This window comes from Paenibacillus sp. J5 (assembly GCF_054955055.1).
On record NZ_JBUEDD010000009.1, the window covers coordinates 149,564 to 174,691 of the forward strand.

The 25,128-nt window shown below is 54.3% G+C and carries 21 protein-coding genes; 11 read left to right on the forward strand and 10 right to left on the reverse strand.

All coding sequences use genetic code 11. The annotated features are described in order from the left end of the window. The first annotated feature begins 6 nt into the window (after positions 1 to 6). Both ACY1JZ_RS17490 and ACY1JZ_RS17495 read left to right on the forward strand, forming a co-directional pair. Positions 7 to 1,683, forward strand: a complete 1,677-nt coding sequence (locus ACY1JZ_RS17490) for an ABC transporter permease (protein WP_462630307.1) — start codon at positions 7 to 9, stop codon at positions 1,681 to 1,683. Further along, positions 1,680 to 2,954 (forward strand): MBL fold metallo-hydrolase, encoded by a 1,275-nt coding sequence (locus tag ACY1JZ_RS17495; RefSeq protein WP_462630308.1) that lies wholly within the window; start codon positions 1,680 to 1,682, stop codon positions 2,952 to 2,954. Before ACY1JZ_RS17490 ends, ACY1JZ_RS17495 begins: the two co-directional genes overlap by 4 nt. A gap of 161 nt (positions 2,955 to 3,115) precedes the next feature. Here the strand turns inward: ACY1JZ_RS17495 and ACY1JZ_RS17500 are convergent, their stop codons facing one another. Then, the gene (locus ACY1JZ_RS17500) at positions 3,116 to 4,015 is read right to left on the reverse strand and encodes a LysR family transcriptional regulator (protein ID WP_462630310.1); all 900 of its coding nucleotides are present in this window, start codon (positions 4,013 to 4,015) and stop codon (positions 3,116 to 3,118) included. A gap of 145 nt (positions 4,016 to 4,160) precedes the next feature. Between ACY1JZ_RS17500 and ACY1JZ_RS17505 the strand changes: the two genes are divergently transcribed. Next, positions 4,161 to 5,042: an alpha/beta hydrolase fold domain-containing protein gene (locus ACY1JZ_RS17505; RefSeq protein WP_462630312.1), complete on the forward strand. Its 882-nt coding sequence runs from the start codon at positions 4,161 to 4,163 to the stop codon at positions 5,040 to 5,042. Positions 5,043 to 5,198: 156 nt separating this feature from the next. Here ACY1JZ_RS17505 and chrA read toward each other — a convergent pair whose 3' ends face one another. Both chrA and chrB read right to left on the reverse strand, forming a co-directional pair. Beyond that, a complete protein-coding gene (gene chrA / locus ACY1JZ_RS17510; RefSeq protein WP_270167796.1) occupies positions 5,199 to 5,735 on the reverse strand; it encodes a chromate efflux transporter ChrA in 537 nt (178 codons plus the stop codon). 94 nt (positions 5,736 to 5,829) lie between these two features. Beyond that, positions 5,830 to 6,420, reverse strand: coding sequence for a chromate efflux transporter ChrB (chrB, locus tag ACY1JZ_RS17515; protein WP_462630313.1), 591 nt, complete (start codon positions 6,418 to 6,420; stop codon positions 5,830 to 5,832). A 320-nt stretch (positions 6,421 to 6,740) separates the two neighbouring features. On the opposite strand from chrB, the gene ACY1JZ_RS17520 reads away from it, so the two are divergent. Then, the gene (locus ACY1JZ_RS17520; RefSeq protein WP_462630314.1) at positions 6,741 to 8,171 is read left to right on the forward strand and encodes an NAD-dependent succinate-semialdehyde dehydrogenase; all 1,431 of its coding nucleotides are present in this window, start codon (positions 6,741 to 6,743) and stop codon (positions 8,169 to 8,171) included. A 363-nt stretch (positions 8,172 to 8,534) separates the two neighbouring features. Continuing rightward, the gene (locus ACY1JZ_RS17525) at positions 8,535 to 10,265 is read left to right on the forward strand and encodes a putative bifunctional diguanylate cyclase/phosphodiesterase (protein ID WP_462630315.1); all 1,731 of its coding nucleotides are present in this window, start codon (positions 8,535 to 8,537) and stop codon (positions 10,263 to 10,265) included. A 78-nt stretch (positions 10,266 to 10,343) separates the two neighbouring features. Here the strand turns inward: ACY1JZ_RS17525 and ACY1JZ_RS17530 are convergent, their stop codons facing one another. After that, a complete protein-coding gene (locus ACY1JZ_RS17530) occupies positions 10,344 to 11,243 on the reverse strand; it encodes a J domain-containing protein (RefSeq protein WP_270167803.1) in 900 nt (299 codons plus the stop codon). Positions 11,244 to 11,447: 204 nt separating this feature from the next. On the opposite strand from ACY1JZ_RS17530, the gene hprK reads away from it, so the two are divergent. Both hprK and ACY1JZ_RS17540 read left to right on the forward strand, forming a co-directional pair. Beyond that, entirely contained in the window at positions 11,448 to 12,356 is a 909-nt protein-coding gene (gene hprK / locus ACY1JZ_RS17535) for an HPr(Ser) kinase/phosphatase (protein ID WP_270167805.1), read from the forward strand. A gap of 174 nt (positions 12,357 to 12,530) precedes the next feature. Further along, a complete protein-coding gene (locus tag ACY1JZ_RS17540; RefSeq protein ID WP_270172754.1) occupies positions 12,531 to 12,716 on the forward strand; it encodes a cold-shock protein in 186 nt (61 codons plus the stop codon). Between the two features lie 128 nt (positions 12,717 to 12,844). On the opposite strand, the gene ACY1JZ_RS17545 is transcribed toward ACY1JZ_RS17540, so the two are convergent. The 5 genes from ACY1JZ_RS17545 to ACY1JZ_RS17565 all read right to left on the reverse strand — a co-directional run bounded on the left by ACY1JZ_RS17545 (position 12,845) and on the right by ACY1JZ_RS17565 (position 17,779). Then, on the reverse strand, positions 12,845 to 13,699 hold the full coding sequence (locus ACY1JZ_RS17545; protein ID WP_462630316.1) for a sugar phosphate isomerase/epimerase family protein: 855 nt from the start codon (positions 13,697 to 13,699) through the stop codon (positions 12,845 to 12,847). Positions 13,700 to 13,748: 49 nt separating this feature from the next. Next, positions 13,749 to 14,822: a Gfo/Idh/MocA family protein gene (locus ACY1JZ_RS17550; RefSeq protein ID WP_462630317.1), complete on the reverse strand. Its 1,074-nt coding sequence runs from the start codon at positions 14,820 to 14,822 to the stop codon at positions 13,749 to 13,751. A gap of 36 nt (positions 14,823 to 14,858) precedes the next feature. Then, positions 14,859 to 16,022, reverse strand: a complete 1,164-nt coding sequence (locus tag ACY1JZ_RS17555; RefSeq protein ID WP_462630319.1) for a Gfo/Idh/MocA family protein — start codon at positions 16,020 to 16,022, stop codon at positions 14,859 to 14,861. A 230-nt stretch (positions 16,023 to 16,252) separates the two neighbouring features. Then, positions 16,253 to 17,212, reverse strand: coding sequence for an MraY family glycosyltransferase (locus ACY1JZ_RS17560; protein WP_462630375.1), 960 nt, complete (start codon positions 17,210 to 17,212; stop codon positions 16,253 to 16,255). 222 nt (positions 17,213 to 17,434) lie between these two features. Further along, complete coding sequence (locus ACY1JZ_RS17565; protein WP_270167809.1) at positions 17,435 to 17,779, reverse strand: LytTR family transcriptional regulator DNA-binding domain-containing protein; 345 nt, start codon at positions 17,777 to 17,779, stop codon at positions 17,435 to 17,437. A gap of 300 nt (positions 17,780 to 18,079) precedes the next feature. On the opposite strand from ACY1JZ_RS17565, the gene ACY1JZ_RS17570 reads away from it, so the two are divergent. Beyond that, positions 18,080 to 19,516: a PDZ domain-containing protein gene (locus ACY1JZ_RS17570; protein WP_462630321.1), complete on the forward strand. Its 1,437-nt coding sequence runs from the start codon at positions 18,080 to 18,082 to the stop codon at positions 19,514 to 19,516. Positions 19,517 to 19,695: 179 nt separating this feature from the next. Further along, positions 19,696 to 21,585: an LTA synthase family protein gene (locus ACY1JZ_RS17575; protein ID WP_462630323.1), complete on the forward strand. Its 1,890-nt coding sequence runs from the start codon at positions 19,696 to 19,698 to the stop codon at positions 21,583 to 21,585. Between the two features lie 179 nt (positions 21,586 to 21,764). Here ACY1JZ_RS17575 and ACY1JZ_RS17580 read toward each other — a convergent pair whose 3' ends face one another. After that, the gene (locus ACY1JZ_RS17580; RefSeq protein WP_462630324.1) at positions 21,765 to 23,276 is read right to left on the reverse strand and encodes a VanW family protein; all 1,512 of its coding nucleotides are present in this window, start codon (positions 23,274 to 23,276) and stop codon (positions 21,765 to 21,767) included. 257 nt (positions 23,277 to 23,533) lie between these two features. Between ACY1JZ_RS17580 and ftsE the strand changes: the two genes are divergently transcribed. Together ftsE and ftsX are read left to right on the forward strand one after the other, a co-directional pair. Further along, positions 23,534 to 24,220, forward strand: a complete 687-nt coding sequence (ftsE, locus tag ACY1JZ_RS17585) for a cell division ATP-binding protein FtsE (RefSeq protein ID WP_270167814.1) — start codon at positions 23,534 to 23,536, stop codon at positions 24,218 to 24,220. Continuing rightward, entirely contained in the window at positions 24,210 to 25,127 is a 918-nt protein-coding gene (gene ftsX / locus ACY1JZ_RS17590) for a permease-like cell division protein FtsX (protein WP_462630326.1), read from the forward strand. The genes ftsE and ftsX overlap by 11 nt, the downstream gene beginning before the upstream one ends. Position 25,128: the final 1 nt, after the last annotated feature.

Below are 25,128 nucleotides of genomic sequence, written 5' to 3' on the forward strand. Positions count from 1 at the left end.
TACCATATGCATACAACTCCGTTACGGATCTATTCCAGAATTGGCCTCATCCTTGCGATCTTATTGCTAGGCTTGCTCATTGTACTGCCGTTGCTGTTCATCTTCTGGACGAGCATAGTGCCGGACGGTGAGCTCGATCTGCTCGCGCCTCTGCGCAGCGTGCTGGACGCCAGTCTAGGGCAGGTGCTGCTGCAGTCAATATGGCTTGGAGTGTGCGTCGTCGCCGGCACGACGGTGCTTGCATTGCCGCTGGCATGGATTATGGCCAGAACCGACATGGGTCGTCATCGCTGGCTGGATATTATGTTCCTGATTCCATTCATGACGCCGCCCTACATTGGCTCGATGGGGTGGATGCTGTTCATGCAGCGCAACGGCTATATGGAGCAGTTGCTGCCGGCATCATCGGTGATAACATCCGCCTTCTTCAGCTTCGGCGGCATGGTGATTATTATGAGTCTGCATCTGTTCCCCTTCCTGTATCTGATGCTGCGCAATACGCTGCTGGAGATCAGCGGCAGTCTGGAGGAGGCAGCCGCGGTTCATGGCGGCGGCTTCCTGTATCGGATACGGCGCATTGTGCTGCCGTTGCTGCTGTCAAGCTATGTGATGGGCACGCTGCTTATCTTCGTCAAGACGATAGCGGAATTCGGGACACCGGCAACCTTTGGTCGCAAGATCGGTTATTTTGTGATGACCTCGGAAATCCACCGCTACATCTCGAGCTGGCCGATTGATTTTGGCAAGGCGACCTCCCTATCCTCTGTGCTGCTGGCGACTTGTCTGCTCATGTGGTACATCCAGAGTGCCATCAGCCGCCGCCATACGTTTCGTTTGCCAGGAGGCAAGGGAAAGGGGCGGGCGCTGCGTCCAATCCGAGGCTGGAGCCGACTGCTGTGCGGCGCATATATTGTGCTTCTCATGACCGCTGCGGTGGGTATTCCCTATTTCTCCATAATCGTGGCTTCCTTGCTCAAGCTGCGCGGTGAAGGACTCGCTTGGGGCAACCTGACGCTTCAGCATTATGCTGCACTGCTGGCTCCAGGTACAGATAGTCTGCGAGCGATCACGAACAGTCTTGGCTTGTCGGTGGCGGCCTCTACCATCGCGCTGCTGCTGGGCACCTGGCTGGCCTTGACGATTAAGAACAGCTCGACGCGGAGTCAGAGGCTGACCGATCTGTTCAGCCTGTTGCCGAACACCGTGCCAGGGATTGTCATTGTTGTCGGCTTGATTCTGCTCTGGAATGCAAAGTGGATGCCAATCCCGCTGTACAATACCTATGGGATGGTAGTGCTGACGTATGTCCTATTGTTTTTGCCGTATACGGTGCAATATGTCAAGGCCGGGTATGGACAGCTAGATGTGTCGCTGTTGCAGGCCGGGCAAGTATTCGGCGGCCGCTGGCTGTATGTGGGACGGAGAATATTGCTGCCGCTGCTGCTGCCAGGCATGCTGGCTGGATGGATGATGACCTTCACCATCGCCAATCGCGAGCTCGTAGCCTCTCTGCTCATCCTGCCTCCATCCATGCAGACCTCTGCAACCTATATCTACGCCCAATTCGAGCAAGGGGCAGTATCGATGGGCATGGCGATGGCAGTTGTCACCGTAGGCATAACGACCATCCTACTGCTTGTTATGAACAAATTACAGCAAACTAGAGAAAGTGGACTGAAATGATGCTATCTTTGACCATATGGGGAGGAGCCTGCGAGCATGGTCGCTCCAGCTACCTGCTGCAGCATCAGAATGAAGCCGTGCTGATGGATTGCGGGGGCAAGAAGGAGTCAGGCGGCATCTATCCTCGGATTGATCCGTCCGTCGCCTGTCGGCTCAAGACAGTTCTGCTGTCCCATGCCCACGAGGATCACTCCATGGCGCTCCCGCTGCTGTACAAATACGGCTACAAGGGTGTGGTATGGACGAGCCGGGCAACGGCACTGCGGCTTCCTGGTTATTACCGCGCATGGAAGAGCTATGCCGCCTCGTATGGCTTAACGCTTCCCTATGACGACAGGGACATCGCCAGGGTACGTTATGCTTATCTGGAAGACGCTGGCGAGGCTGGAGACTGGATAGAGGCAGCGCCCGGCGTCAAGATGATGTGGGGCAGGAGCGGGCATATGCCCGGCTCGGTCTGGTATGCGCTGGACTGGTGTGGCCGCCTGATCTTCTTCTCCGGGGATTACTCCGAGGAATCACAGGTGCTTGCTGCGGATCGCCCGAGGCTGGACAGAGCAGCCGATCTGTCGATTATCGATGCGGCATGCGGCGCCGATCCAGATACGCAGGAGGACAAGCTGCGCGCGCTGCATGAGGCGACAGGAGATACACTCAGCAGAGGCAGGTCTGTACTCTTTCCCGTTCCTGTCCATGGAAGGGGCCAGGAGTTGCTGCTGTGGGCGCATCACCGCTTCTCGCAGGTGCCGCTAATTGTAGACGGGGAGCTGCTGACGCCGTTGCGAGAGCTGGTCAAGCAGCGCTATTGGTTGCGTGAGCACAGTGCCGAGCAACTGGAGGCATTGCTGCGCTCGCCGCGCGTCGCGGTTGCGGGAAATAATGCTGAGCGGGCTCGACTGTTGTCCTTAACGGGAGCCAAGCTTATCTTCACGGCTGGCGGCATGATGGAGACGGAGTGTGCACAGTGGTACTGCAGGTATATGAAGAACACAGGAGGCGGTCTGGTGATGCTGACCGGCCATCTGGGGCGTGGCTCCTTCGGAGCCCGATTGCTGGCGCAGGAGGATGAAGCATTGCAGGTGCTGCGTGTACGCTATAAGGTGCATCAGGGCTTGCCCGATGTGCGCCGGATGCTGGCTGCTGTCCCTAGCCATGCGACGGTGCTGGTTCATGCTGCGCGCACGCCTACTGTAGAACTGCTTGAGTTGCTTCAGCAGGAGGGGCATAGCGGGCTATATGCGCTGGAGCCTGGGGACACGCTGGTCTGTTGAGGCTGAACGAGCAGTCTGCTGCAGCACTATACCAGAGCTTGGGTCAGCGTTCCAGCGCAGCTTGCCAGCGCTGGCGAGACACTCGTGACGCGCGTCCTGCAGCTAAGGCGTGTTATAGACTCCTCCGCGTGGAGCAGATACTGCCCTGGGGAGGACACGCCCTAGCCTCCGTTAAATAATTCGGATAGTCTGGCTGTGAATTCATTGACCATTCTTGAGGCCCGTTCCTTCTTTCTGGTGATTCGTCCCAATAGAACAGGCTGTAAATGATATTGCTGCAACGGGATCGTCACAAGCTGTTCCTGATAGCTAGAGGGCAGAGAGTGTATAACAAAATCCGGGCCGATCGTAATCATATTCGCTCGAACAACCATTTGATACAGAGCCTCCATATTATTCGTCGAAAGGGCAATACGGTTGGAGGGCTGCTCCGCTACCAACTGTTGGGCAATACGTTCAATTTCCTCATCTTTATATAGAACAAAGGCTTCATTTCTTAGATCCTCTGCGGCTACGGTGTTCAACACGCATAGGGATGAATTTCTGTTCACAATTACGACAGCCTTCCCCTGAATAATGGGCATCCATTCCAATGCGGGATCTTGGTATTGCTCGGAGTTGTAAGTAATCAACCCCATACTTGCATAGCCTTCGTGAACATGATTCATTACAGTCTGTGTATCCCCTTCGATCAACTGAACATTGAGCGTCGGATACTTGTTGGCAAATTCAATCGTGGCCTGAACAACCTGCGGTACCATCCCCGGGATCGTTGAAATGATAATGTCTTCCGAACATTCTTCCTTAAGCTGGGACAGCTCCTGCTTCATCGAATCCAGACTTTTGAGGATCGATGCGACATGCTGGAGGATCAGTTCCCCTTCCCTTGTTGGGACAATCCCTTTCTTCGTCCGATGAAAAATAACGGCATCCAATTCCTCCTCCAACTGTCGGATCGACTGACTAATGGTAGGAACTGTAATATGATGAATGCTAGCAGCCTTAGTGAAGGAACCGTAATTAGCGGCTGTGATCAAGTAGTGTAGCTGGGTGATATTCATAATAGCGCATCCTTAAATAAATATTTAGGTTAGTAAATTTTATTTAAATTTATTTTATCAAAATACTTTGTTAATATACAGATAGCAAAGGGAATTCTACAGCTATTATATCTGTTCACAAGTTCACAACAAGGGGGACGACAGGATGAGAAGTTGGCAAAGTTTTCTTATCGAGTGGTTATTGAAACTAACGAGAAAGAACGTTAATCCTGCCACCTATCTGGAGAAAAAAAGGATTGAAAATAAATCTCCGTATAAGCTGCCAGCCCGACTGCAACGCAAATATAATATAATGAAGACGTCATCCTATTCCATGGATACGTACTTGATGAAATCTTCATCGGAGCCAAGTACAAGACAAATTTTGTTTCTGCCTGGCGGAGGTTATACGGAGCAGCCCTTGCTGTGGCATTGGCGTTTCTTGCATCAATTAACCCAAAAACTGGATTGCACGATTACAGTCCCCATCTATCCCAAGGCACCCAATCATCACTATAAAGAGAGCTTCGCGAAGGTTCTTCCGATCTATCAAGACTTGTTGACCAAAGCCGCACCGGAAGATATTGTCATCATGGGCGACTCTGCAGGTGGTGGACTGTCTCTGGCATTGGCCCAGCTATTATTGGAGGAAGGGATTCCACAGCCAGGAAATATCATCCTTTTATCCCCATGGCTAGACATCGCCTTAGACCACCCTGACATCGCAGCATTGGAGAAAAAAGAACCTATGCTGAATCTGGAGCTGCTGATCGAGACAGGAAAGGTGTACGCGGGAGGGACAAAGCGAAGTCATTACTTATTAAGTCCGATCAATGGCCCGCTGCGGGGCTTAGGAAAGATCACATTGTTTATAGGTACTCATGAGTTCTTCCTGCCGGATGCTCGCAAGTTCAAAGCACGCGCAGACAAGGAGAATGTACACATCAACTATTTTGAGTATCCCAAAATGAACCATGTATTTCCGGTGTTCCCTATACCAGAAGCCAGGCGTGCGATGCAACAAATAATAGACACCATAACGAGGTGATTTTTAACCTGGGCGGGAGAATGGTGACAGCTAAATACAAGCAAGCCCATGAAGGGATTCGTGTAAAATGGTCAGTACAGCACCATAATACAGGAGAACCCGGCATGGGCTTTTCTGATTGTGCCTAATGACGATGTGCATGACAGGGCTTGTTCGTCACATTAGCGGAAGGACAAGGCCGCCGTAGGCGAAGGCGCATACGATCACGAGAGCTGGGTGCATCTTGCGGATGACCATCAGCCAGAAGGCGACTAGCGCGATGCCGAGCGATTGCACGATGCCGATCGCTTCCAGCGAGCTGGCGCCCATCTGCCAGGTCATCAGCACCATCATGATAGCAATAACAGGCTGGACGAGCAGCGTCATTCCTCTTACCACACTGGAGCTGCGATAGCGCTCAAGCAGCTTGAGCAGTCCGATGAGAGCGGCGGCTGACGGGATGATGGTGGCGGACAGAGCGATAACCATGCCAGGAATTCCGTATACATCATAACCGACAAAGGCGGCGATCTTGGTCGCGATCGGTCCAGGCAGTGTGTTGCCGAGCGCAAGCAAGTTGGAGAATTGCGGGTCGGTCATCCATTGATAGTGGGTCACGATCTCCTGATACATCAACGGAATGGAGGCGGGGCCTCCTCCGTAGCCTAACAAGTTGGCAAGCAAAAAGCCGAGAAACAAATGAAACCAATCCATGCTGCAACCTCTTTTCTATTCTTCTGCCATGCTCCTCGAAGCGAAGGCCCCGGGTTGAGCGCAACCTGAAGCGGAGCCGCTGTTGTAAACCGTATTAGCGCTTCTGCTCTTGCCGTGCCTCCAGACGAGCCCTCAGCTTGAAGTGGAAGGCGCCGTAGAGCAGGAACACCATGATGACCAGAGCAGGATGAACATCGAGCAGTTGGAGCAGGATGAAGGCGCAGGCGAAGAAAATGACCCCCAGCACTTTGCCCGAGCCCTTCAGAGCTCGCTCGCCAAACTCGTAAGCCATCATGCCCAGCATGACGGCAATAACCGGAATTACCGCGCCGATCATGCCCTGCACAATGGGAGAGCTGCTTAGAAAATTAACCGCCGACAACAACGCAATCATGGCGACGGCAGATGGCATAATATGGGCAAGCACAGCGACTGTAGCGCCTCCCGTCCCTTTGAGGCGGTATCCGAGATAGGCGGCGATCTTGGTCGCAATCGGACCAGGCAGTGCATTAGCGAACGCCAGGATTTCGCCGAATTCCTCATCGCTCATCCATTGATGGCGAGCTACCGCTTCATGCCGGATAAGCGGGATCACTGATGGACCGCCCCCATAGCCGAGAATACCTGTCTTAACCATGGCCCAGCATAGTTGCCGCCAGAACCCTGATGATACTGCTTCTGTCATTTCCTTCTCCTTATCTTCCAGCGTTGTGCCGGGTAGTCATCTGCATGGAATAGGTACCCTCCATTTGCCGGCCAAATCGGCTTAATTCGGTGCAAAAAGTAATATGTAATTGGACTTTTATTTCTTTGTGTTAGCATTATATCGGTTATAATAGACTTGATCAATTCAAATTTTGTGCTTGTTGGGCAAGTGGGCAATAGGATAGTAGATGACATAACATTCTGAAAGGCTGGACTTCAATAGATTGGGGACAAGCCGGCCTGGCAAGGCCGATGTGCAACATCATGTGCAGTATCGAGCAAGGAAAGGAGAACGATGGCATGAATCAATGGCTGATGTATGTCAATGGGGAATGGGTACAGTCGACATCCGGGCGTACCTATTTATTGATTAATCCGGCTACAAGAGCAGTGACGGGGACGGCGCAGCAGGGCGGCATAGCGGATGCCAGAGCAGCCATCGCTGCGGCTCAGGGTGCTTACAAGGGCTGGGCGGGGCTGACGGCGAAGGAGAGAGCAGCGTATCTGAGCAAGCTTGCTGATTCGATGGAGCAATGCAAGGAGGAGCTGGCAGGGCTTATCACGCTGGAGATGGGCAAGCCGTTAGCCGAAGCGCGCGGTGAGGTGGCGCTTGCAGCCGAATATTTGCGCTGGAGTGCGGGTGAAGCGGTGCGTGTCTATGGCAAGGTTATTCCGTCCAGCTCGCCAGACAAGCGTCTGCTGTCCATCCGTCAGCCAGTAGGGCCGGTTGCGGCGATTACGCCATGGAACTTCCCATTGTCGATGGCGGCGCGCAAGATTGGCCCGGCGCTTGCGGCGGGCTGTACCCTGGTACTCAAGCCCGCGGAGCAGACGCCGGGGGTCATGGTGCGGTTCATGGAGCTGGCCCATGAAGCGGGCATACCTGCGGGCGTGCTCAATCTGGTGACGGGCCATCCACAGGAGATCGGGGAGGAGCTGCTGTCCAATCCGGCGATTCGGAAGATTACCTTCACAGGCTCGACCGCAGTCGGCAAGCAATTGATGAAGGCGGCTACCGAGCAGGTGAAGCGGGTATCGATGGAGCTTGGCGGCCATGCCCCGCTGATCGTATTCGAGGATGCTGATCTGGACATAGCTGTAGCCGGAGCCGTCAGCAGCAAGTTCAGAAATGCCGGACAGACCTGTATCTGTGCGAATCGAATCTATGTGCAACGCTCCGTTGCTGCAGAATTTTTGGAGCGCTTCAAGCAAGCGGTCGAGCAACTGGTCGTCGGCGACGGCTTCGAGAAGGAGAGTGCGATCGGCCCGCTCATTAGCGAGAAGGCACTTAACAAGGTAAGGCTTCAGGTGGATGAGGCTGTCGAAAAAGGCGCACAGATTGTAACGGGAGGCAAGGCGATCAGTCGGCTGCCTGGCTACTTCTATGAACCGACGATTCTGACGGCGGTGAATGATACGATGCTGATCATGCAAGAGGAGACCTTCGGACCGGTTGCGCCAGTCTGTCTGTTCGATACGGAGGAAGAGGTCATCGAGCAGGCGAATCACGCTGTCTATGGCTTGGCGGCCTATTACTACACTCGCGACCTGGGTCGGATGTTTCGAATATACGAGTCCTTGGAGTATGGAATCATCGGCTGCAACGATGCGGTGCCGACTGCTGTCGAAGGGCCATTCGGAGGGATGAAGGAGAGCGGGATAGGGCGTGAGGGCGGCCCGGACAGCCTGGCGGATTTTTTGGAGACGAAGTTTGTGTCCATCCGCATGTAAGGAGAGTGCTCTATGAGGGGTCGCAGCCTGGTGTTTCTGGGGAAGGCTGACTTATGAAATTTCATTTAAATGAATGATTAATTAGGATATACTGGATACGAGATTCGCTTGCATCCTGCACATCAGTACAGGGCTAGACGAAGGAATGCTAGAGGACGATGCTAAAAAATACGACCTGTCTGAGTTGCCGGCTACAGATTAATATGAAGAGCGAGAACAACATCGAAGGGGAACAGAGCATGAGACATCGACTTCATCCATCGGATTTCGGCGGCGAAGGCCGCAGAAGACAGGAACGAATGCCTGCTCCAGGAAGAGCAGGGCAGCGAGTAATACCATTACAGCAAAAGCAGGGAAGCTCTTGTGCGGAAAGTGAAGGATATGATGGACAATAGCTGCGCAGCCAGAAGGCTAATGGAGATGGAACGCCGTTATTTATGCTTATTTGAATATCACCCGGATGCAGTGTTTGAGATGAACAGGGAGGGTCTGTTGGTGAATGTCAATTCCCACTGCTCCTTGCTATCCGGATTTTCGCGCGAGGAACTGCTCGTTATGAATATTAGCGACTTAATTGTTGGTGAACAGGAGCATGCCCGGGCAGATGAGCATTTCCAGCGCACGCTTCAGGGAAATCCTGAGCAATTTGAGATGGCTGCCCGTCACAAGAACGGCAACATCGTCTACGTACAATGCACAACCATTCCCATTACGATCGACGGTTCCGTTGAGGTGGTTTTTGGGATCGTGAAGGATATAACCGAGCAGAAGGAAACGAAGCATCAGATGAATCTGATGACCAACTTCGATCTGCTGACGGGGCTGCCGAATCGCAAGCTGTTTCTGCAGCGCCTGGAGCAACTTCATGACGGTGACGCTTCGCAACTGCACGCTGTATTGACAATTAACCTGGATCGGTTTGAGTTCATCAATGAATCGCTCGGCTATGCCAAGGGTGAGTTGCTGTTGCAGCAATTCTCGTCGCTGCTGAGGCAGTTATTCTCCCCAGAGGCCGTCATAGCCAGGCTGCAAGGAGACGAATTCGCTGTTTTGCTGCCGGACATAGCCAGTGAGCAGGCTGCGGCTACTGCCGCCCAATCGCTAATAGCCAAGCTGCTCTCTCCAATCTATATGGAGGGAATGGAGGTCGTGGTGTCGGCGAGCATCGGCATTACGCTAGCGGGTAGGAACAGGGAGTTTGAACCGGGAAGGCTGCTGCGCGAGTCCAACATAGCGATGAGGCATGTAAGAAAGCTTCACCAGGAGCGGCGCTATGCGATCTACAACGAAGCGATGGATTCCCAGTTCACCAATCGGCTGCAATTGGAGAGCGGACTTCGCAAGGCGATTCTGCTTGACCAGATGTACCTGCGCTACCAGCCGATCATTAACGTAGTCACGGGCAAGATCGAGGCCGTGGAGGCGCTGCTTCGCTGGGATCATCCAGAGCTGGGCTTTGTATCGCCTGCCGACTTCATTCCGATCGCCGAAGAGACGGGGGATATTATCGCCATCGGGAACTGGGTGCTGAGAAGCGCCTTGCGTCAGGTATGCCAGTGGCATCGCGAAGGGCTGAAGCTGCGCGTCGGTGTCAATGTCTCGTTGGTGCAGCTAAAGGAACCGGATTTTCCGCAGTTGGTGGGCGCGATCCTGGCAGAGAGTGGACTGAAGGCGGGCTGGCTGGATATTGAGGTGACCGAGAGTGTACTTATAGAGGACCAAGAGATGACGAAGAGCAGGCTGGCGGCTCTACGGAAGCTAGGTGTACATATTGCGATTGACGACTTTGGAACGGGCTATACCTCATTGAATTATTTGAAGACGTTCCCGATAGATTATTTGAAGATAGATCGTTCCTTTGTGAAGGATATTAATCATGATCTGAACAACAATATTATACTGTCCTCGCTCATTAATCTGGCGCATTATTTGGATATACAGGTAATAGGGGAGGGAATTGAGACACAAGAGCATATTGACTTTCTGAGAGAGAAGGGCTGTGATGAAGGGCAAGGCTATCTGATCAGCGCCGCGGTGGACGAGCAGGAGATTCGCCGTCTCTACCTCAAGCATAATGGGCAGGAGAATGCTTAGCAGATTCTTCGCACACACCATACAGCCCTCCAACGTCAGCATAACGGTCGCTGACGTGGAGGGCTGTATGGGCAGTTGTTACTTCTTCTCCAGCATACGCTGGATAAACCGTAGGGCATTGTCGGCATGCTGTGCATCTGTACGGATGCCGACAATCCGCTCCTCTCCGTACATCGGCATACTGGCCATCGTCTGATTGCTACTCAGATCAATCCCGTAGATATGATCCTCGGTGTCATCCTCGGTACGGGAGGCCATTAGCTGCTCGGGTGATACCAACGGCTCCAGCGTGCCGCCACGGACAGCAGCATCTAGCGGCTGGAGCAGTCCTTGTGCCGATAGCTGCGCAAACGTGCTTTTGTCGAAGAGGTATACATCTGCCTTCTCCGTCATAATCGACAGTACAGCCTTCTGAATGCTGGCCATGTCAAGCTCGCTGCGTGTTTCCTTAGGGACGTAGGTCAAGCCAACCTTGAGTCGCTGCCATTCTGGGAACAACGGTAGCAGCTTGTCCTCGACCGGCTTCATGTTATTATCATTCTGTTCCAGAAAGAACTGTCCATGATACATCACATATAGCTCAACCGGAGGAAGCAGTGCTTCCGCTGCTTTTTGCGCCTGATTGTCCATATAGCTCTTAATGCCATAACCTGCCAAAAGAATCAGCAGGATTGCACCCAGCACATGAAACTTATAATAGTGAAAAAAATGATCGGTTTTCTCGGCAGCGCCTGCCAGCTTCTTGTACTTGCCATACTGATTTGTTGTAAGCTCTTCAATCGCTTGCTGCTTGTCCTGTTCCAGAACGAACTTGTAGGCGCGGGTGATGGCGTCGAAGTCGAAGCCGTCTTCGGTCGCATTAGCGCCCCCTCTCGCCTTGGCTCGGCGAACGAGCGTCATGTAGCGCTTCTCCACATCTTCTCTGGAAGCGTCTTCAGGCAGCCCAAGCAGTTCAAGGGCTTGTTTCAAGTTGTCCATCATGCTCCACCTCGCAACTCAATCACATACTTTATAGTATACGTTTCTTTGTCCCGCTAGTAAACCTTAGGAGGTTGGGCGAAATCGTGTCCCTGCGCGAGCGGCTAGCCAAGGGCTTGCCCTTGCAGGGATTGGCTGCTGCATGTCGAATAGGGTACAATCAATTTATGTATTGCTTACTTAAGAATGGCGGGGGGAAAAGGGATGAAGACCATCACCGTTCAGGAGCTGACCCAAAGGTTTTCATTAGAGGTGCTTGCTGGAGAGGATCGGCTGAGCCGGACAATCAGCAAATCTCGGGCGTACCGCCCGGGGCTGGAGTTTGTCGGCTATTTTGACTTTTTTCCTCAGGAGCATGTTCAAGTATTAGGGAAAAAGGAAATTAACTATTTGCATAAATTAGATGTGGAAGAACGCAAGCAGCGAATCGGCAACATTGTCAAATATCATCCGCCGTGCTTCATTGTGACTGCTAATCAGGAGGGGCTCAAATATCTGACCAAATACTGCGAGGAGGAGGGGATTCCGCTTCTGCGGACGACGGTGACGACGACGGAATTCCTCGGCAGGCTGGATGCCTACTTAACGAAGACGCTGGCTCCACAGATTGCCATTCATGGCGTCTGCCTCAATGTGTCGGGTATCGGGATCATCCTGCGCGGCAAGTCGGGTATCGGCAAAAGCGAGACGGCACATACTCTAATCCGCCGTGGCCATCGGCTGGTCGCTGACGACATCGTGGTGCTGAAGAAGCTGAGTCCACAGACGCTGCTCGGGTCACATGATGAGAAGACGAAGGAGCTGCTGGCATTGCGCAGCATCGGTCTTATTAATGTCGCCCGACTATATGGGCGCAAGGCATTTCAGGAGGAGACCCGGATTGTGCTGGACATTGAGCTGACGAAGTGGCAAGAGAACGCACTCAACAACGAGCTGGAGCTGGAGCCGAAATTCACCGAATATATGGATGTCAAAATCCCACACATCGAAATTCAGCTACAGCCTGGGCGGGATGTGGCCGGATTGATCGAGGCCGCAGCCAATAGCTGGTATCTGAAGCAGCAGGGCTACAGCGCGGCTGAGGAGTTCATGAAGCGCTTAAAGATGGATTAAATGGCAGGCGGGTAGCATTTCGGGCAGGCAATGCATTGTTTTTTCATTTTTGGTACTATTTTCGCGGGGCATGGGATACAATAGGGTAACGGCTTCATCCGGCCCTCTCCTTTCTTGCGTCCATTCGCCTAGGAGGGGGGAGCTGGATAGTCCGTAGCATAAGGAGGGATCGCAATCTATTATTCCAAAAAAAATGTAGAGCCGACGCCCGAGGAGCAGACTGCAATCTGGACATGCAGCAGTGACAACTGCAGCTGCTGGATGCGCAATGACTTTTCATTTGAGTCCCAGCCTTTGTGTCCGATCTGCCAGTCTGAGATGAATGAAGGAACGAAGCTGCTGCCTGTACTGAGAAGCTGATTGCAGCGCATCACATTCCTGGCTGCCTTCATATGCACTGTACCATAAGAAGCGGCCCCGATTCAGAATCGGGGCCGCTTTGTCCTTGAAGGATTAGACGGTATACGTGTTGCTCACCCTATATCGGTTTACCCCCTCAACAATTCTCTCATATAGTCGGCATAGTCCTTCAGCATCGGCACCGAAGCGAGCTGACCACTGAAATCCTCCAGCCCAAGATAACCATCATATCCGACCGCGCGCAGGTCCTCTATGACCTGATGGATCGGCACAATGCCCTCTCTCATGCCAGCCCACTGGCAGCTCCAACTGTAGGCAGCGCTTGATGTCTGCTCCTGGCGCACCCAGCGCGCATTTTTGATATGGACATGCGCAAGGTAAGGGCCCAGCAGCTCCAGACCCATCCGGTAGTTCTCGAAGCCTTCATAGACCATATTTCCCGGATCATACAGAACACCAATATGCTGCGGGTCCAGCCCTTCGACGAGTCTGCGGGCAGCGGAGGCGCTAGGCGCGATCGTCACATGATGCGTCTCGATGACGCCCTGGACGCCGTATTGCCTGCACAGGCTCTCGGCCTCCTTCAAGTAGGCGCGTTCCTGTGCGAATAGCTGTTCAAAATGAACGCTCCGGTCATAGAATGGCACGCCAAGGCGGATCATCGATGCGCCCATGTAGCGCGCGGCTCGCAGGGCATGTTCCGTCGCTTCCAAGTCTCCGGGGGCAAGATAAGGGGTCACGCTCACACTGGTCAGCCCAGCAGCTTCGGCTGCCTGCTTGAAGCGACTCCAGCTCTGCTCGCCCTCAAGCGGAGACATGGAGCATAGATTGTTGCGCCAGAAGGAAGGCGCCTCGTCGCGTGCTTCCTCGGGCGTCTCCTTGAAGCGCCATTCGATGCCATGCAGCCCGGCATCGCGCGCTGCCGTTGCGAGTTCCTCGGGCGTCAGATCCGGTGTGGCGACAGTGAAGACAGATAATTTCATATTGCTTCCTCCTTGTAGTTAGCCAAGTGTCCCTATCTGTCAGCGCTGTCTATTCGACACGGACGGCTTGCAGTTGTGCTCTCAAGCATAGCTCCGATGCTTTGAAGATATGGGCTTGCGTCATCGACCGCTCGGTTCTCTCCAGACAGTCGAGAATGAGTTCGCCGAAGAATGGATAGCCCACCTTGCCATCCAGATCAATCCGCTGTTCTCCATCGCCGTTGACGAGGTACAGCTTGTTGCCCTCCCGCTCGCGGGCGATGTCCACATATTTGCGCAGCTCGATGTATCCGTCCGTTCCAAGGAGCAGTGTCCGGCCGTCTCCCCATGTAGACAGACCTGATGGAGTCAGCCAGTCGACACGGAAATACTGGGTTGCGCCATTGCCGCCGACAAGGCTGGCATCACCGAAGTCCTCCAGCTCAGGGTATTGCTTGTTGGCGTAGTTCGCCACCTGGCTGCTGGTGACCTGAGCATCCGTATTGCCGGTGTAGTAGAGAAACTGCTCGATCTGATGGCTGCCAATGTCGCACAGAATGCCGCCATATTTCTCTTTCTCGAAGAACCAGCCTGGGCGCGAAGGGGCGTTCAGACGGTGCGGCCCGAGGCCGATCACCTGGACTACCCGGCCGATGGCGCCGCTCTGGATGAGCTGTCCGGCGAAGACCGCGCTCTCCACATGCAGCCGCTCGCTGAAGTAGACGGCATATTTCCGGCCAGTCTCTGACGCGGCGCGGCGCGCCTCCTCCAACTGCTCCAAGGTTGTAAATGGCGTCTTGTCCGTGAAATAATCCTTGCCGTGGCGCATAACCTTCACGCCAAGCGCTCCGCGCTCGGAGGGGATGGCCGCTGCTGCGACGAGCACGATGTCCGGGTCCTGCAAAATCTCCTGCTCGGAGGAGGCGACCTGTACGCCAGGGTACTGCTTGCAAAAAGCCTCGACCTTTGCCGGATCGGGATCATAGACGAGCTTCAGCTCTGCTCCTGCCTCGATCAGTCCGTTGGACATGCCATAGATATGACCATGCTCCAGCGCCATGGCTGCAAATTGGAATTGCCCGGGCTCCACTACTGGCCGCGGCTTGCCCTGGGGCGCATAATTCATTCCGTCGTGTCTGCTCATTAATTTGTCCTCCTGCTTCGCATGGGTTGGTATTCGTTAATGGGTGCCGCTGACATCCAGTGTACGGTATGCATCGGATGACTTGGTCGTCTTGGACTTGCTAATCTGCTCCTGCAATTTCTCATAGAACAGATCCTCATTAATCGGCAGATCGACCCAATCGTCGAGCCATGTCGACAGCAGCATCGCATTGGACAGCATCAGGCCATGAATGCCTTCTTCTCCAGGTGCGAGCAGTGGCGTGCCCTTGAGTATAGCGTTGACCCAGTTCTGTGTAATGCCCTTGTGCTCGTCATGACGCCCCTCGATAGGGATGTCGATCTTCCAGCATTCCGGCTGGCCGAAGCCTCCGGTGTAGGTGCGGTTGAAATCGGATTCGGACACCCGTGTTCGCCAAAAGGTGATCGCGCCGTTCTCGACGACGATCTTGCCGCGTTCGCCAGACAGCTCGAAGCGATTGGTACCCGGTGTTTCGAAGGTCGAGGTGACGAACAGTCCAGTTGCGCCGTTCTCATATTCGACATAGGCAGTGACATCGTTCTCCACTTCAATGTTGCGGAACTTGCCGAAGGAGCAAAAGGCGCGCATCCGCTTGGGCATCATGCTTGTTGTCCATTGCCATAGATCAAGCTGATGGGGGTCCTGGTTAATCAGCACGCCTCCGCCTTCGCCCGCCCATGTTGCGCGCCAGCCGCCGGAATCATAGTAGCTCTGCGGACGGTACCAGTCGGTGATGATCCAGTTGGTGCGGCGAATCTCACCCAGTTCACCGGAATCGACCAGGTCCTTAAGCTTGCGGTATAACGGATTGGTGCGCTGGTTGTACATGATGCCGAAGACTTTGCCGCTGGCGGCGGCGGCTTCATTCATCTCGCGCACTTGCTTGGTATAGACGCCAGCAGGCTTCTCGATCAAGACATGCATGCCAGCTTGCAACGCTTCGATCGCCTGCTCGGGATGGCTGTAGTGTGGGGTGCAGATCAGCACGCCGTCAATGTGTTCTGATTGGAGCATCTCGTGGTAATCCTTAAATAATGCGACTTCGCTGCCTAGCTCCTGAGCGGCCCAGTTCAGTCGCTCCTCTCGTGAGTCTGCAACTGCTGCGAGTACTGCGCCTTCGACCTCGCCTTGCACAAGATAGCGGGCGTGGCCGCTGCCCATATTACCGAGGCCGATTATGCCAATGCGAACCTTGTTCATGCGTTGTATGCACATCCCTTGCCATATGATGCTTTCATTGTAGCATATGCAATATGCAAGCGCTTTACCGCCAGTGTCGGAACTTGCGGGTTCATTTGACTGTGGTTGCCTGCCAGCAATGAAATGATGAAGCCGGCGGCGAATGCAGGAGAGCCTCTGCCACTGGCGTTCGGGGCGGTGTAAGCATAGAAAAGACCCCTGTCACACAGGACAGGGGCCGATCTAGCCGTCTAGGATTGAACAAGCAGTAGTATAATAGAAGATAAGCTGAAGCAGGTGCTAATGAGGAACAGAACCATCAGCGCCTGCTTATGGTTGAATCCCGCACGCAGCAGGCGATAATGTACCTGTGTTGCATCTGCCTGCCAGATCGCCTTGCCCTGGATGAAGCGCTTGATGACGACAAAGATATTGTCGAAGATCGGCACGCCGAGTGCGAGGATCGGTATGAACAGCGACAATACCGTCGCCTGCTTGAATGCGCCATCCAGTGCGATCACCGCCAGGATGAAGCCGAGGAAGGTTGCTCCGGCATCCCCCATGAACACCTTGGCCGGCGGTTTGTTGAAGCGCAGATAAGCAGCCGTAATGCCGACCAGAATAATCGCCATAATCGCCGAATTGGACTGCCCCATAGCGACTGCTACGATGAACAGGGTAAGCGCCGAGATGCCGGATAGGCCGCCTGCCAGCCCGTCCAGTCCGTCCGAGAAGTTAATGACGGTTGTGACGCCGAAGATCCACAGGATGGTCAGCACAAATTGCAGCAGTGTTGGCAGGACGATGTACTCGCCCGAGAACGGATTGACAAAGCCGGTGAACACAATCCCTGAGGCGTAGACGAGCACGGCTGCAGATACTTGAACGAGCAGCTTGGGCAGTGCAGGGAAGTCCTTGCCCTTGGTCTTGTACCAGTCGTCGATCGTACCGATGAACAGCAGCAGAGCGCCACCAAGCACCATGGCTCCTGTCTGTAGCGAAAAATCGCGTGTAATTAACAGGTATGTAATAAAAAAGCCGATAAAGATCGGATAGCTGGCTGTAAGCGGAATAGGTTGCCGGTGAAGCTTGCGCTCGACATCTTGCCGGGGCTTGTCCACATAATCTAGCTTGAAGGCGAGCTTGGCGAACGGCGGTATAAGTGCATAGACGATAATAAACGACACGATAAAGCCAAGAAAGTACAGAATTTTCCCCACCACCACTGTCGTATTTTGGAATCAAGCTCATTATACATAAGGGGGCCTAGGGTTGTAAACGCCAGACTTGAGGTGTAGGGCGCTGGGGGAGAACGATCAAGAGGGCGAGGAGAGGGAAGTGGTGAAGGGGAGGAGGCGAGCACAGGCACAAAAAACAAGACCTGCCACCAAGGCGGGTCTTGAAGTCGGATTACACTGCCGCAGGGCATCTGCTTATTGCAGGGCGTGTTGCTTGCGCAGCAGCAGTTCTCTAATCATCGCTTGCTTCCGTTTGGACACAGGAATCGTCTTGGCATCGCCAAGCTCCTGTCCGAAGTAGAGATGATCGTTCTCGATGGCGGTAATCTTGCTGATATTGGCGTAACAATCCGATTTCACCTGCACAAAGCAGGCTTTGGCGAGCATGGATTGGAGCTGTTCTGCAGACATCCTCTTTTTAATGTTATAGTTTCTGCCGTGAAAGCTGACCATGCCCAGTGAGCCGACTTTGAAAAAAAGAATGTCCGTTTCCACCTCAAAGTTTTCGTATACATTTTTGGTTTCCAACGCTACACTCATCCTTTCAAGCTCCCCCCATTAGAGATTTGCAACAATAATGTTAGCGCTTTCAATTATAGCACAGGTAAAGCTTGCTTGAAAAGAGCCCCACGAAAAAAAACCATCGGCCACAGCGTACAGGCCATTAGCGCATCGTGCCCAGCCAAGATGAATAATGTCGCGCATGGAGAACGCCGCAGCTCCTGCTGAAGCTGTCTCCCTATAGGTGTTGTATGGAAGGCTGTCTAGGGCGGTGCTTGGCGCTTGGTGGCTCGAAAATGATATGATAGGTTCATTAACATGTTGAACGGAGGGTGGCCCATGGCGCGATGGCATCGATGGTATCTATACGGGATGACGGCAGTGATTGCCCTCTGCGCGTTCGGCGAGTTGATCTGGGTGCCGGATGTGCTCCGAATTGGTCAATTGTACTGGATTGATCTGTTGAATGGGCTCGTATTTGCGCTGGTGGTTCCGCCGCTGCTATGGGTGGGCGGGGCAGTGATGGCGCTGCTCGCCTCGTTCCAGGGATATTCCCCCCAAGATGGGGAAGCCCAAGGGGGCAAGCCTGCTGCCGACTTCAAGGCACGACGGCGCTGGCTGCTCGTCCGGCATGGCAGTATTCTGCTCATGGCGGCGCTGGCTGCTGGCTTGCTCTGTTATATGGGCATTGTGGGCGAGCTGTCTCTCCTGCTGCTGGCTGTTGCGGCAGGGAGCATCGCGCTCATCTGGCTCCTTGCGATCTGGGATGCCGCACTTCATGAACGGTATCGAGGAGGTCGCCTGCCCTGGCGCAGCCTGCTCGCACTGGTGCTATCCGCCACACTGCTGTCCGGGCTATTCTGGCCGACCTCGCAGATGGTCACCTACCCTGGGCTGGCGGTTAATATGAACCGCTACGTCCATGTGGAGGGCGGGCAGCCGCATGGCGAGATTATGGGACTGCTGGTGTTCGATCGTCCCGCTTTTCTGGCAGATTGGCTATATGCCAAACTGTTCCCGGCGTATACCTTCCGGCCGATCGAGACGCTCGGCATGTCGCTTGGCCAGTATGAGAGTCTAGTGCGCGATCTGAAGGCAGAGGCGGATCAGATTGGCAGCGCCATTGCGTTGCATGAAGCAGGCATTGGCGCCGGAGTGAAGCGCAGCGGCGCGAAGGTGGTGCTGGTGGAGGTAAAAGGGCCGGCTCATGGGGAGTTGAAGCCGGGCGACATCATCGTGCAGGTCAACGATGCACAGGTGGCGAGGCTTGTCGATCTGAGGGCACAGATGGCGGATGTGGTGCCCGGCAGTACGGTGCGGCTCGCGCTGCTGCGCGACGGAGAGCGCCTGAGCCGCGAGGTGCTGACCAAGGGCAATCCAGAGCAGCCAGGGCAAGCGATCATGGGCATTCAGGTGACGGACAGCCTGGAGCCGGACCTGCCGCGCAAGGTTACCTTTCGCCGTTACTTTGCCCATGAGGGCGGGCCTTCGCATGGCGCGGCCCTGGCGCTGGCGCTGCTCGACCAGCTCATTCCGGGGGGCGTGACGAATGGGCATCGGGTGGCGGTCACGGGTACGATCGACGCTGATGGTCAGATCGGGCGCATCGGCGGCATTCGGCAGAAGGCGTTCACTGCCAAGCGCGATGGAGCCGATGTGTTTTTTGTCCCGAAGGGGCAGGAGGAGGAGGCGCAGGCAGGAGCGCCAGGTCTACGCATTATCCCTGTGGATACCTTCGAGGAAATGCTTATCTGGCTGCGCAGATCGGCTATATAGGGCGAAAATCTGCGTTTTTACTGCAACCATTTCGTATTTTGGCTCGTTAGTAGCGATGGGAACGTTTTCTTCGTTTTGACTTTCGATGAGCTGCGCGTCATAATTATGTGCATGTTTTATTGGCGGAGCAGGCGAATATCAGGTTCGTCTGCTTGCTTTATGAAAGGAAGGGAATAGTGATGGCATTGTTTAATGCGTTCAAGGCTTTGCGGACAAAGCCGTTTGCGTTTTTCTCCGTGCTGCTCTTACTCAAAAGCTATCTGGCTTATCTGGTCATCTTCGGCAGTGGTGTCTCGCTGGCTCCACTACTGACAGAGATTCCATTCATCTGGTTGATCTTTTGCCTCATCGAATGGTTTGCGAGCAAGCGCAAGCTGCTGTACTATTTCATGACGAATCTGTTGGTCACGGCGATCTTTTTTGCGGTGATTATGTATTACAAATATTACGGTGTGTTTGTCACCTATCATGCGCTGGAGCAGGTCAATCAGGTGACGGCGGTCAACAAGAGCGTGATCTCGCTGATGCACCCGTACTATCTGCTCATCTTCACGGATATTCTGGTACTGGCCTTCCTGTACTTCAAGATGCGGACAAAGCGCGAGTGGCGGCTGACGATGCCCCGGCGGGAGCGCAGAGGCTGGGTTAGCGCGCTGTTCATCGTCTCGCTCGCCCTGTGCTTCGCCAACATCTTCCCGAACCGGGCGATGATGAATGAGCTGAAGAAGGCCGAGGAGATGGGGATTCTCAACTATGAGGCCTATACGATCTTCTCGAAGGAGCAGCAGGAGTGGACGCCGCTCGCCGAGATTACGCAGGAGCGGATCAACAAGCTCAAGCAGGTGAAGCCGGTCGAGCATCCGCGTTATGCGGGCGCGGCTCAGGGGCGCAATCTGATCCTTCTTCAGATGGAATCATTCCAGAACTTTCTGATCGGTCTGAAGATTGACGGCCAGGAGATTACGCCGAATATGAACCGTCTGATGAAGGAGAACTTCTATTTCCCGAACTTCTACCAGCAGGTGGGGCAAGGCAATACATCGGATGCCGAATTTATAGTCAACACGTCGCAATATATACCGCCGCGGGGCGCCGCATCGGGCGAGTACGCTGGCAAGCAGTTGCCGAGTCTGCCCAAGCTGCTGAAGTCGCAGGGGTATCATACGGCGACCTTCCATACGAATGTGGTGGAGTTCTGGAACCGCGGCGAGCTCTACCAGGCACTGGGCTTCGACAAGTATTATGACGCCAAGTTCTTCGGCGATGAGGACCGTGTGTTCTTCGCAGCTTCGGATGAGGTGCTCTACCGCAAGACGCTTGAGGAGTTAGCACGAATGGATGCCGAAGATCAGCCATTCTATGCACAGGTGATCTCCATGACGGCGCATCATCCGTTCACGATCCCGGAGGAGAAGTACAAGATGACGCTGCCGGAGCGGTATGAGGGCACGTTCGTTGGCGACTATATCCGCTCGCAGAATTATGCTGATTATGCGCTCGGCCAGTTCATTGACGGGCTGAAGGAGAGCGGCGTCTGGGATCATAGCCTGCTTGTCGTCTATGGCGATCATCTGGGGCTGCCGATCTATTCGCTGACGGCTCAGGACAAGGCGCTGATGGAGGAAATCTACGGCTACGAATATAGCTACACGGATATGATTAACATTCCGCTTAGCATTATTGGGCCTGGCATAACGTATCCAGCGGTCATAGAGCAGATGGGCGGGCAGGTGGATATTCTGCCGACGGTGGCGAATCTGCTGGGCGCTCCGCTTGATCGCCAGATTCATTTCGGCGAGGATCTGATCAATCAGACGTACAATCTGCTGCCGCAGCGGTATTACCTGCCGTCGGGCTCCTTCGTGAGCGAGAGCTCGCTGTTTATGCCGGGCAGCGGCTTCGAGGACGGGACGGAATACCCGCTCCATGCGTTGTCCGGGGCTGACAGCTCGCATCACAGCAGCACGACCGAGCAGGAGTACAACCGTGCGCTGGAGCTGCTGTATCTGTCCAACAGCTTCACGATACAGCAGCCAGATCGACCGGTCACCGTGGTCGACCAGGATTAGCATCCTGTACAGCACCACAACAAGACGCCTGTCGGGTTCGCTCCAGAGTATGGAGTCAACCTGACAGGCGTCTTGTTGCTCTGCATGAATAACGGCTTGTTGAGAATTCGCGTCACATTGAAGAGTGCAGGCTGTACTTCTAAATGAATCTCGGGGTGAAGCTACAAATCCGGCATCCTCTAATTATACTCGCCGTGCAGTAGCCCCTGATCGCTATGCTTCGTATCGCTATCTGGCAGGAAGCCATCCTCGACGATGAGCGGCTCACGCGGCCATAGCTCGGGCTCCGCATCCCAGGCGGCTGCTGGCGGCGCCGGCTCGAGCTGGAGAGGATCGGCAGCGGATACGCCAATGATCGTCGCCTGTGGCGGGTAGGTATCGGTCGAGATCAGCTCGCGAGCGGTCTGCTTCCCTGATTCCAGCTTGATTCGGTACACCTCGACGACATAGCCAGGCTTGCCGGATTGGATCAGAACTCGTCCGCCGCGCGGAGCGGCCCCGCTCCGCACCTTGCGAGTCGGGGGCGGAAGCTGCTTGACCAGCTTGCTCTCGATCCGGTAGGTTGTGGACGCAGGCATCGTCCCGAACAGCTTGACTGTGAGCACCCGTTCGAACACCTCTGTACGTATCGCCAGATGATGCCCGGTCGTGTTGCGAAAGCGGAAGTTCAGATAGCCCTCGGCAAAGGTAGCATCCCGCCCCATGGGCACATAGGAGATCGGGGTCGAATGGTTGCGACGCTCCACAATCTCCAGTCCGGCGAGCAGCGCAGCATTATATAATGTGCTGGACACCTGGCAGATTCCGCCGCCGATACCGGGCACTATCCTGCCGTTGACGATGACTGGAGCCTCGCGGAAGCCATAGTGCTCTCTAGCGGCCTGGATGATCCGGCTATAGTCGAACACCTCGCCGGGAGCCAATTCCCAGCCATTAAGAACTTGAGCTGTGGAGGCTACATTATAGGCTCGCCCTTCCGAGCTTCGGGCAAAGCTGGTGCTGAAGCTGGCAATTTTACGCTCGATTCCCTGACGCTGCAGTCGCTCCAGTGTCAGCGCCGGGCGGAGCGTCTTAAGTCCCAGCATGAATTGCCCCTCTCCCGCTTGCTCCGGGCGATTCAGAGCTTGTCCTGCCCAGGCGGTCAGTGCGCCAGCCATTGGCTCGATGTCCAGTCTGTAGCCATTATGATGCGGCTCATAGATGATGCGATCCTGGGACGTAATGATTCGCCGTGCATTGGCTGGCTCGTTGAATTCGAGCCATCCCCAATGCTTGCGAAGCGCAAGTCCCAGTTGCTGAGCGTCGAGCGCCAGCGCGACGGGCAGCTCGCGGGCAAAGTTGTAGCGATAGAGCGCCCTCTGAATCATATTTCCCTCCTGGAGCTGGTCGAGCACGGGCTTGATGGCGGCACGCTCTACTGCAATGCCGAGCTGCCGCAGCGCCCAACTGTGCTCCAGGCCTGAGGCTTCGTTGAGCAGGATGTGCACGGGACGCTGCTCGAATTCGTCCCAGGCTTCATTTAGTGCTGTCCAAGCCTGCTGTACGCTCATCCCCCCAATCTCCACGGCGCCTGCGTGCGCCCCCTCTGGAACCTTTTTGCCCGTAGAATAGATGTAGAGCAGCCCCCAGCCGGTGGCGAGGATGAGGAGAATGACGCCGACAATGATAAAAGCAAGATGCAGCTTCTTCACAATCCCTTCCTCCTTGCTGCGTGATCAATCGAGATATAATGCGACGGCATCAGTTTATGTCTATGTATGACTGAGGGAGAGTATGCCATGCTTTCGCGAAGCTGTTCATCAGGCGTATTCAGGAGAAGGCAGAGCGTGTCTTCCCATGCAAAAAAAGATTAGAATTATTAGAAAATTGTCGAATCTCTGTTTTTTGAAAGGAATTGAGTGATTGCTGTCGAAGAAGATAAAGCTGACACTCAACAGGATGTGATAATGTGATCGAGATGCAAGACATTTGGAAGACGTACTCGAACGGTACGCATGCGCTGCGCGGCGTCTCCGTTTTAATAGAAAAGAATGAATTTGTCTATCTGGTCGGACCCTCTGGCGCCGGGAAATCGACCTTCATGAAGCTTATCTATAGGGAAGAGGTTCCAACGAAGGGACAGATTTCGGTCAACGGCTTTAATATCGGCAAGCTGAAGCCGCGCAAAATTCCGTATGTTCGCCGTAATATCGGCGTTATCTTTCAAGATTTTCGCCTGCTGCCCAAGATGACCGCTTATGAGAATGTTGCTTTTGCGATGGAGGTCATCGAGACGCCGCGGCGGCAGATTCGCAAGCGAACGATGGAGGTGCTGGAGCTGGTAGGGCTCAAGGGCAAGCATGACAGCTTCCCTGCACAGCTCTCGGGTGGAGAGCAGCAGCGTGTCGGCATTGCCAGAGCGATCGTGAATAACCCTGCGGTTATCATCGCGGATGAGCCTACGGGCAATCTCGATCCGGAGACGTCGTGGGACATTATGAATCTGCTGGAGGAAATTAATTTTCGCGGTACGACCATCGTCATGGCGACTCATAACCGGGACATTGTGAACAAGCTGCGCAAGCGCGTTATTGCTATCGAGGATGGCTTGATTGCGCGGGACGAGGCAAGAGGGGAGTACGGTTATGAGATTTAGCACCATTCTCCGCCATATCCGAGAAGGCGTCAGAAATATTATTCGCAACGGCTGGATGTCGTTTGCTTCGATTAGTTCGATTGTTATTTCGCTGTTTATTCTGGGTGTGTTTCTGCTGCTGGCGCTTAACGTGAACAACCTCGCGAGCCAGATCGAGAGCCAGGTGCAGATTAAGGTCTATTTGCAGCTAGAGGTAGAACAGAGCAAGATTGAGGAGCTGCGCAATACGATTGCCAATATGCCTGAGGTGAAGTCGGCGGAGTTCGTCTCCAAGGCGGACGGTTTGGAGCTGCTGCGTGAAAGTCTGGGCGAGGACGGCAAGGATCTGCTCGAGGGGTTCGACGAGACGAACAATCCGCTGCCGGATTCGTTCACGATCGAGGTGTTCGAGCCGCAGACGATCTCATTTGTAGCGAATAAGATCAAGGCGATTAATGAAGCCGACCCGACATTGCCCATCACAAATGTGAAGTATGGACAGGGTACGGTGGAAACGCTGTTCAAATTCACGACAGCCGTGCGCAATATCGGGCTTGTTATTGTCGCGGGTCTGGCGCTGACGGCGATGTTCCTGATCTCCAATACGATTAAGGTTACGATTTTGGCGCGCCGTCGCGAGATTGCGATTATGAAGCTTGTGGGCGCGACGAATCATTTTATACGCTGGCCGTTCTTTATTGAGGGAGCGCTGATTGGCATCATCGGATCGGCGATTACAGCGGGCGTGCTGCTGGTGCTGTATGAGCAATTGGTGCAGATGTCGCAGTTCGAGCTTGGCCTGATGATGATTAAGCTGGTTCAGACTCAGGAGGCTGCCTGGATGGTTGCAGGCATATTGCTCGGCATCGGAACGTTGATAGGCATTTGGGGGAGTACGATTTCGGTTCGCAAGTACTTGAAAGTGTAGG

Coding starts and splice junctions, on each gene's coding strand:
- ACY1JZ_RS17490 (WP_462630307.1), top strand. CDS start 7: ATGCATACAACTCCGTTACGGATCTATTCCAGAATTGGCCTCATCCTT.
- ACY1JZ_RS17495 (WP_462630308.1), top strand. CDS start 1,680: ATGATGCTATCTTTGACCATATGGGGAGGAGCCTGCGAGCATGGTCGC.
- ACY1JZ_RS17500 (WP_462630310.1), bottom strand. CDS start 4,015: ATGAATATCACCCAGCTACACTACTTGATCACAGCCGCTAATTACGGT.
- ACY1JZ_RS17505 (WP_462630312.1), top strand. CDS start 4,161: ATGAGAAGTTGGCAAAGTTTTCTTATCGAGTGGTTATTGAAACTAACG.
- chrA (WP_270167796.1), bottom strand. CDS start 5,735: ATGGATTGGTTTCATTTGTTTCTCGGCTTTTTGCTTGCCAACTTGTTA.
- chrB (WP_462630313.1), bottom strand. CDS start 6,420: ATGACAGAAGCAGTATCATCAGGGTTCTGGCGGCAACTATGCTGGGCC.
- ACY1JZ_RS17520 (WP_462630314.1), top strand. CDS start 6,741: ATGAATCAATGGCTGATGTATGTCAATGGGGAATGGGTACAGTCGACA.
- ACY1JZ_RS17530 (WP_270167803.1), bottom strand. CDS start 11,243: ATGGACAACTTGAAACAAGCCCTTGAACTGCTTGGGCTGCCTGAAGAC.
- hprK (WP_270167805.1), top strand. CDS start 11,448: ATGAAGACCATCACCGTTCAGGAGCTGACCCAAAGGTTTTCATTAGAG.
- ACY1JZ_RS17545 (WP_462630316.1), bottom strand. CDS start 13,699: ATGAAATTATCTGTCTTCACTGTCGCCACACCGGATCTGACGCCCGAG.
- ACY1JZ_RS17550 (WP_462630317.1), bottom strand. CDS start 14,822: ATGAGCAGACACGACGGAATGAATTATGCGCCCCAGGGCAAGCCGCGG.
- ACY1JZ_RS17555 (WP_462630319.1), bottom strand. CDS start 16,022: ATGAACAAGGTTCGCATTGGCATAATCGGCCTCGGTAATATGGGCAGC.
- ACY1JZ_RS17565 (WP_270167809.1), bottom strand. CDS start 17,779: ATGAGTGTAGCGTTGGAAACCAAAAATGTATACGAAAACTTTGAGGTG.
- ACY1JZ_RS17570 (WP_462630321.1), top strand. CDS start 18,080: ATGGCGCGATGGCATCGATGGTATCTATACGGGATGACGGCAGTGATT.
- ACY1JZ_RS17575 (WP_462630323.1), top strand. CDS start 19,696: ATGGCATTGTTTAATGCGTTCAAGGCTTTGCGGACAAAGCCGTTTGCG.
- ftsX (WP_462630326.1), top strand. CDS start 24,210: ATGAGATTTAGCACCATTCTCCGCCATATCCGAGAAGGCGTCAGAAAT.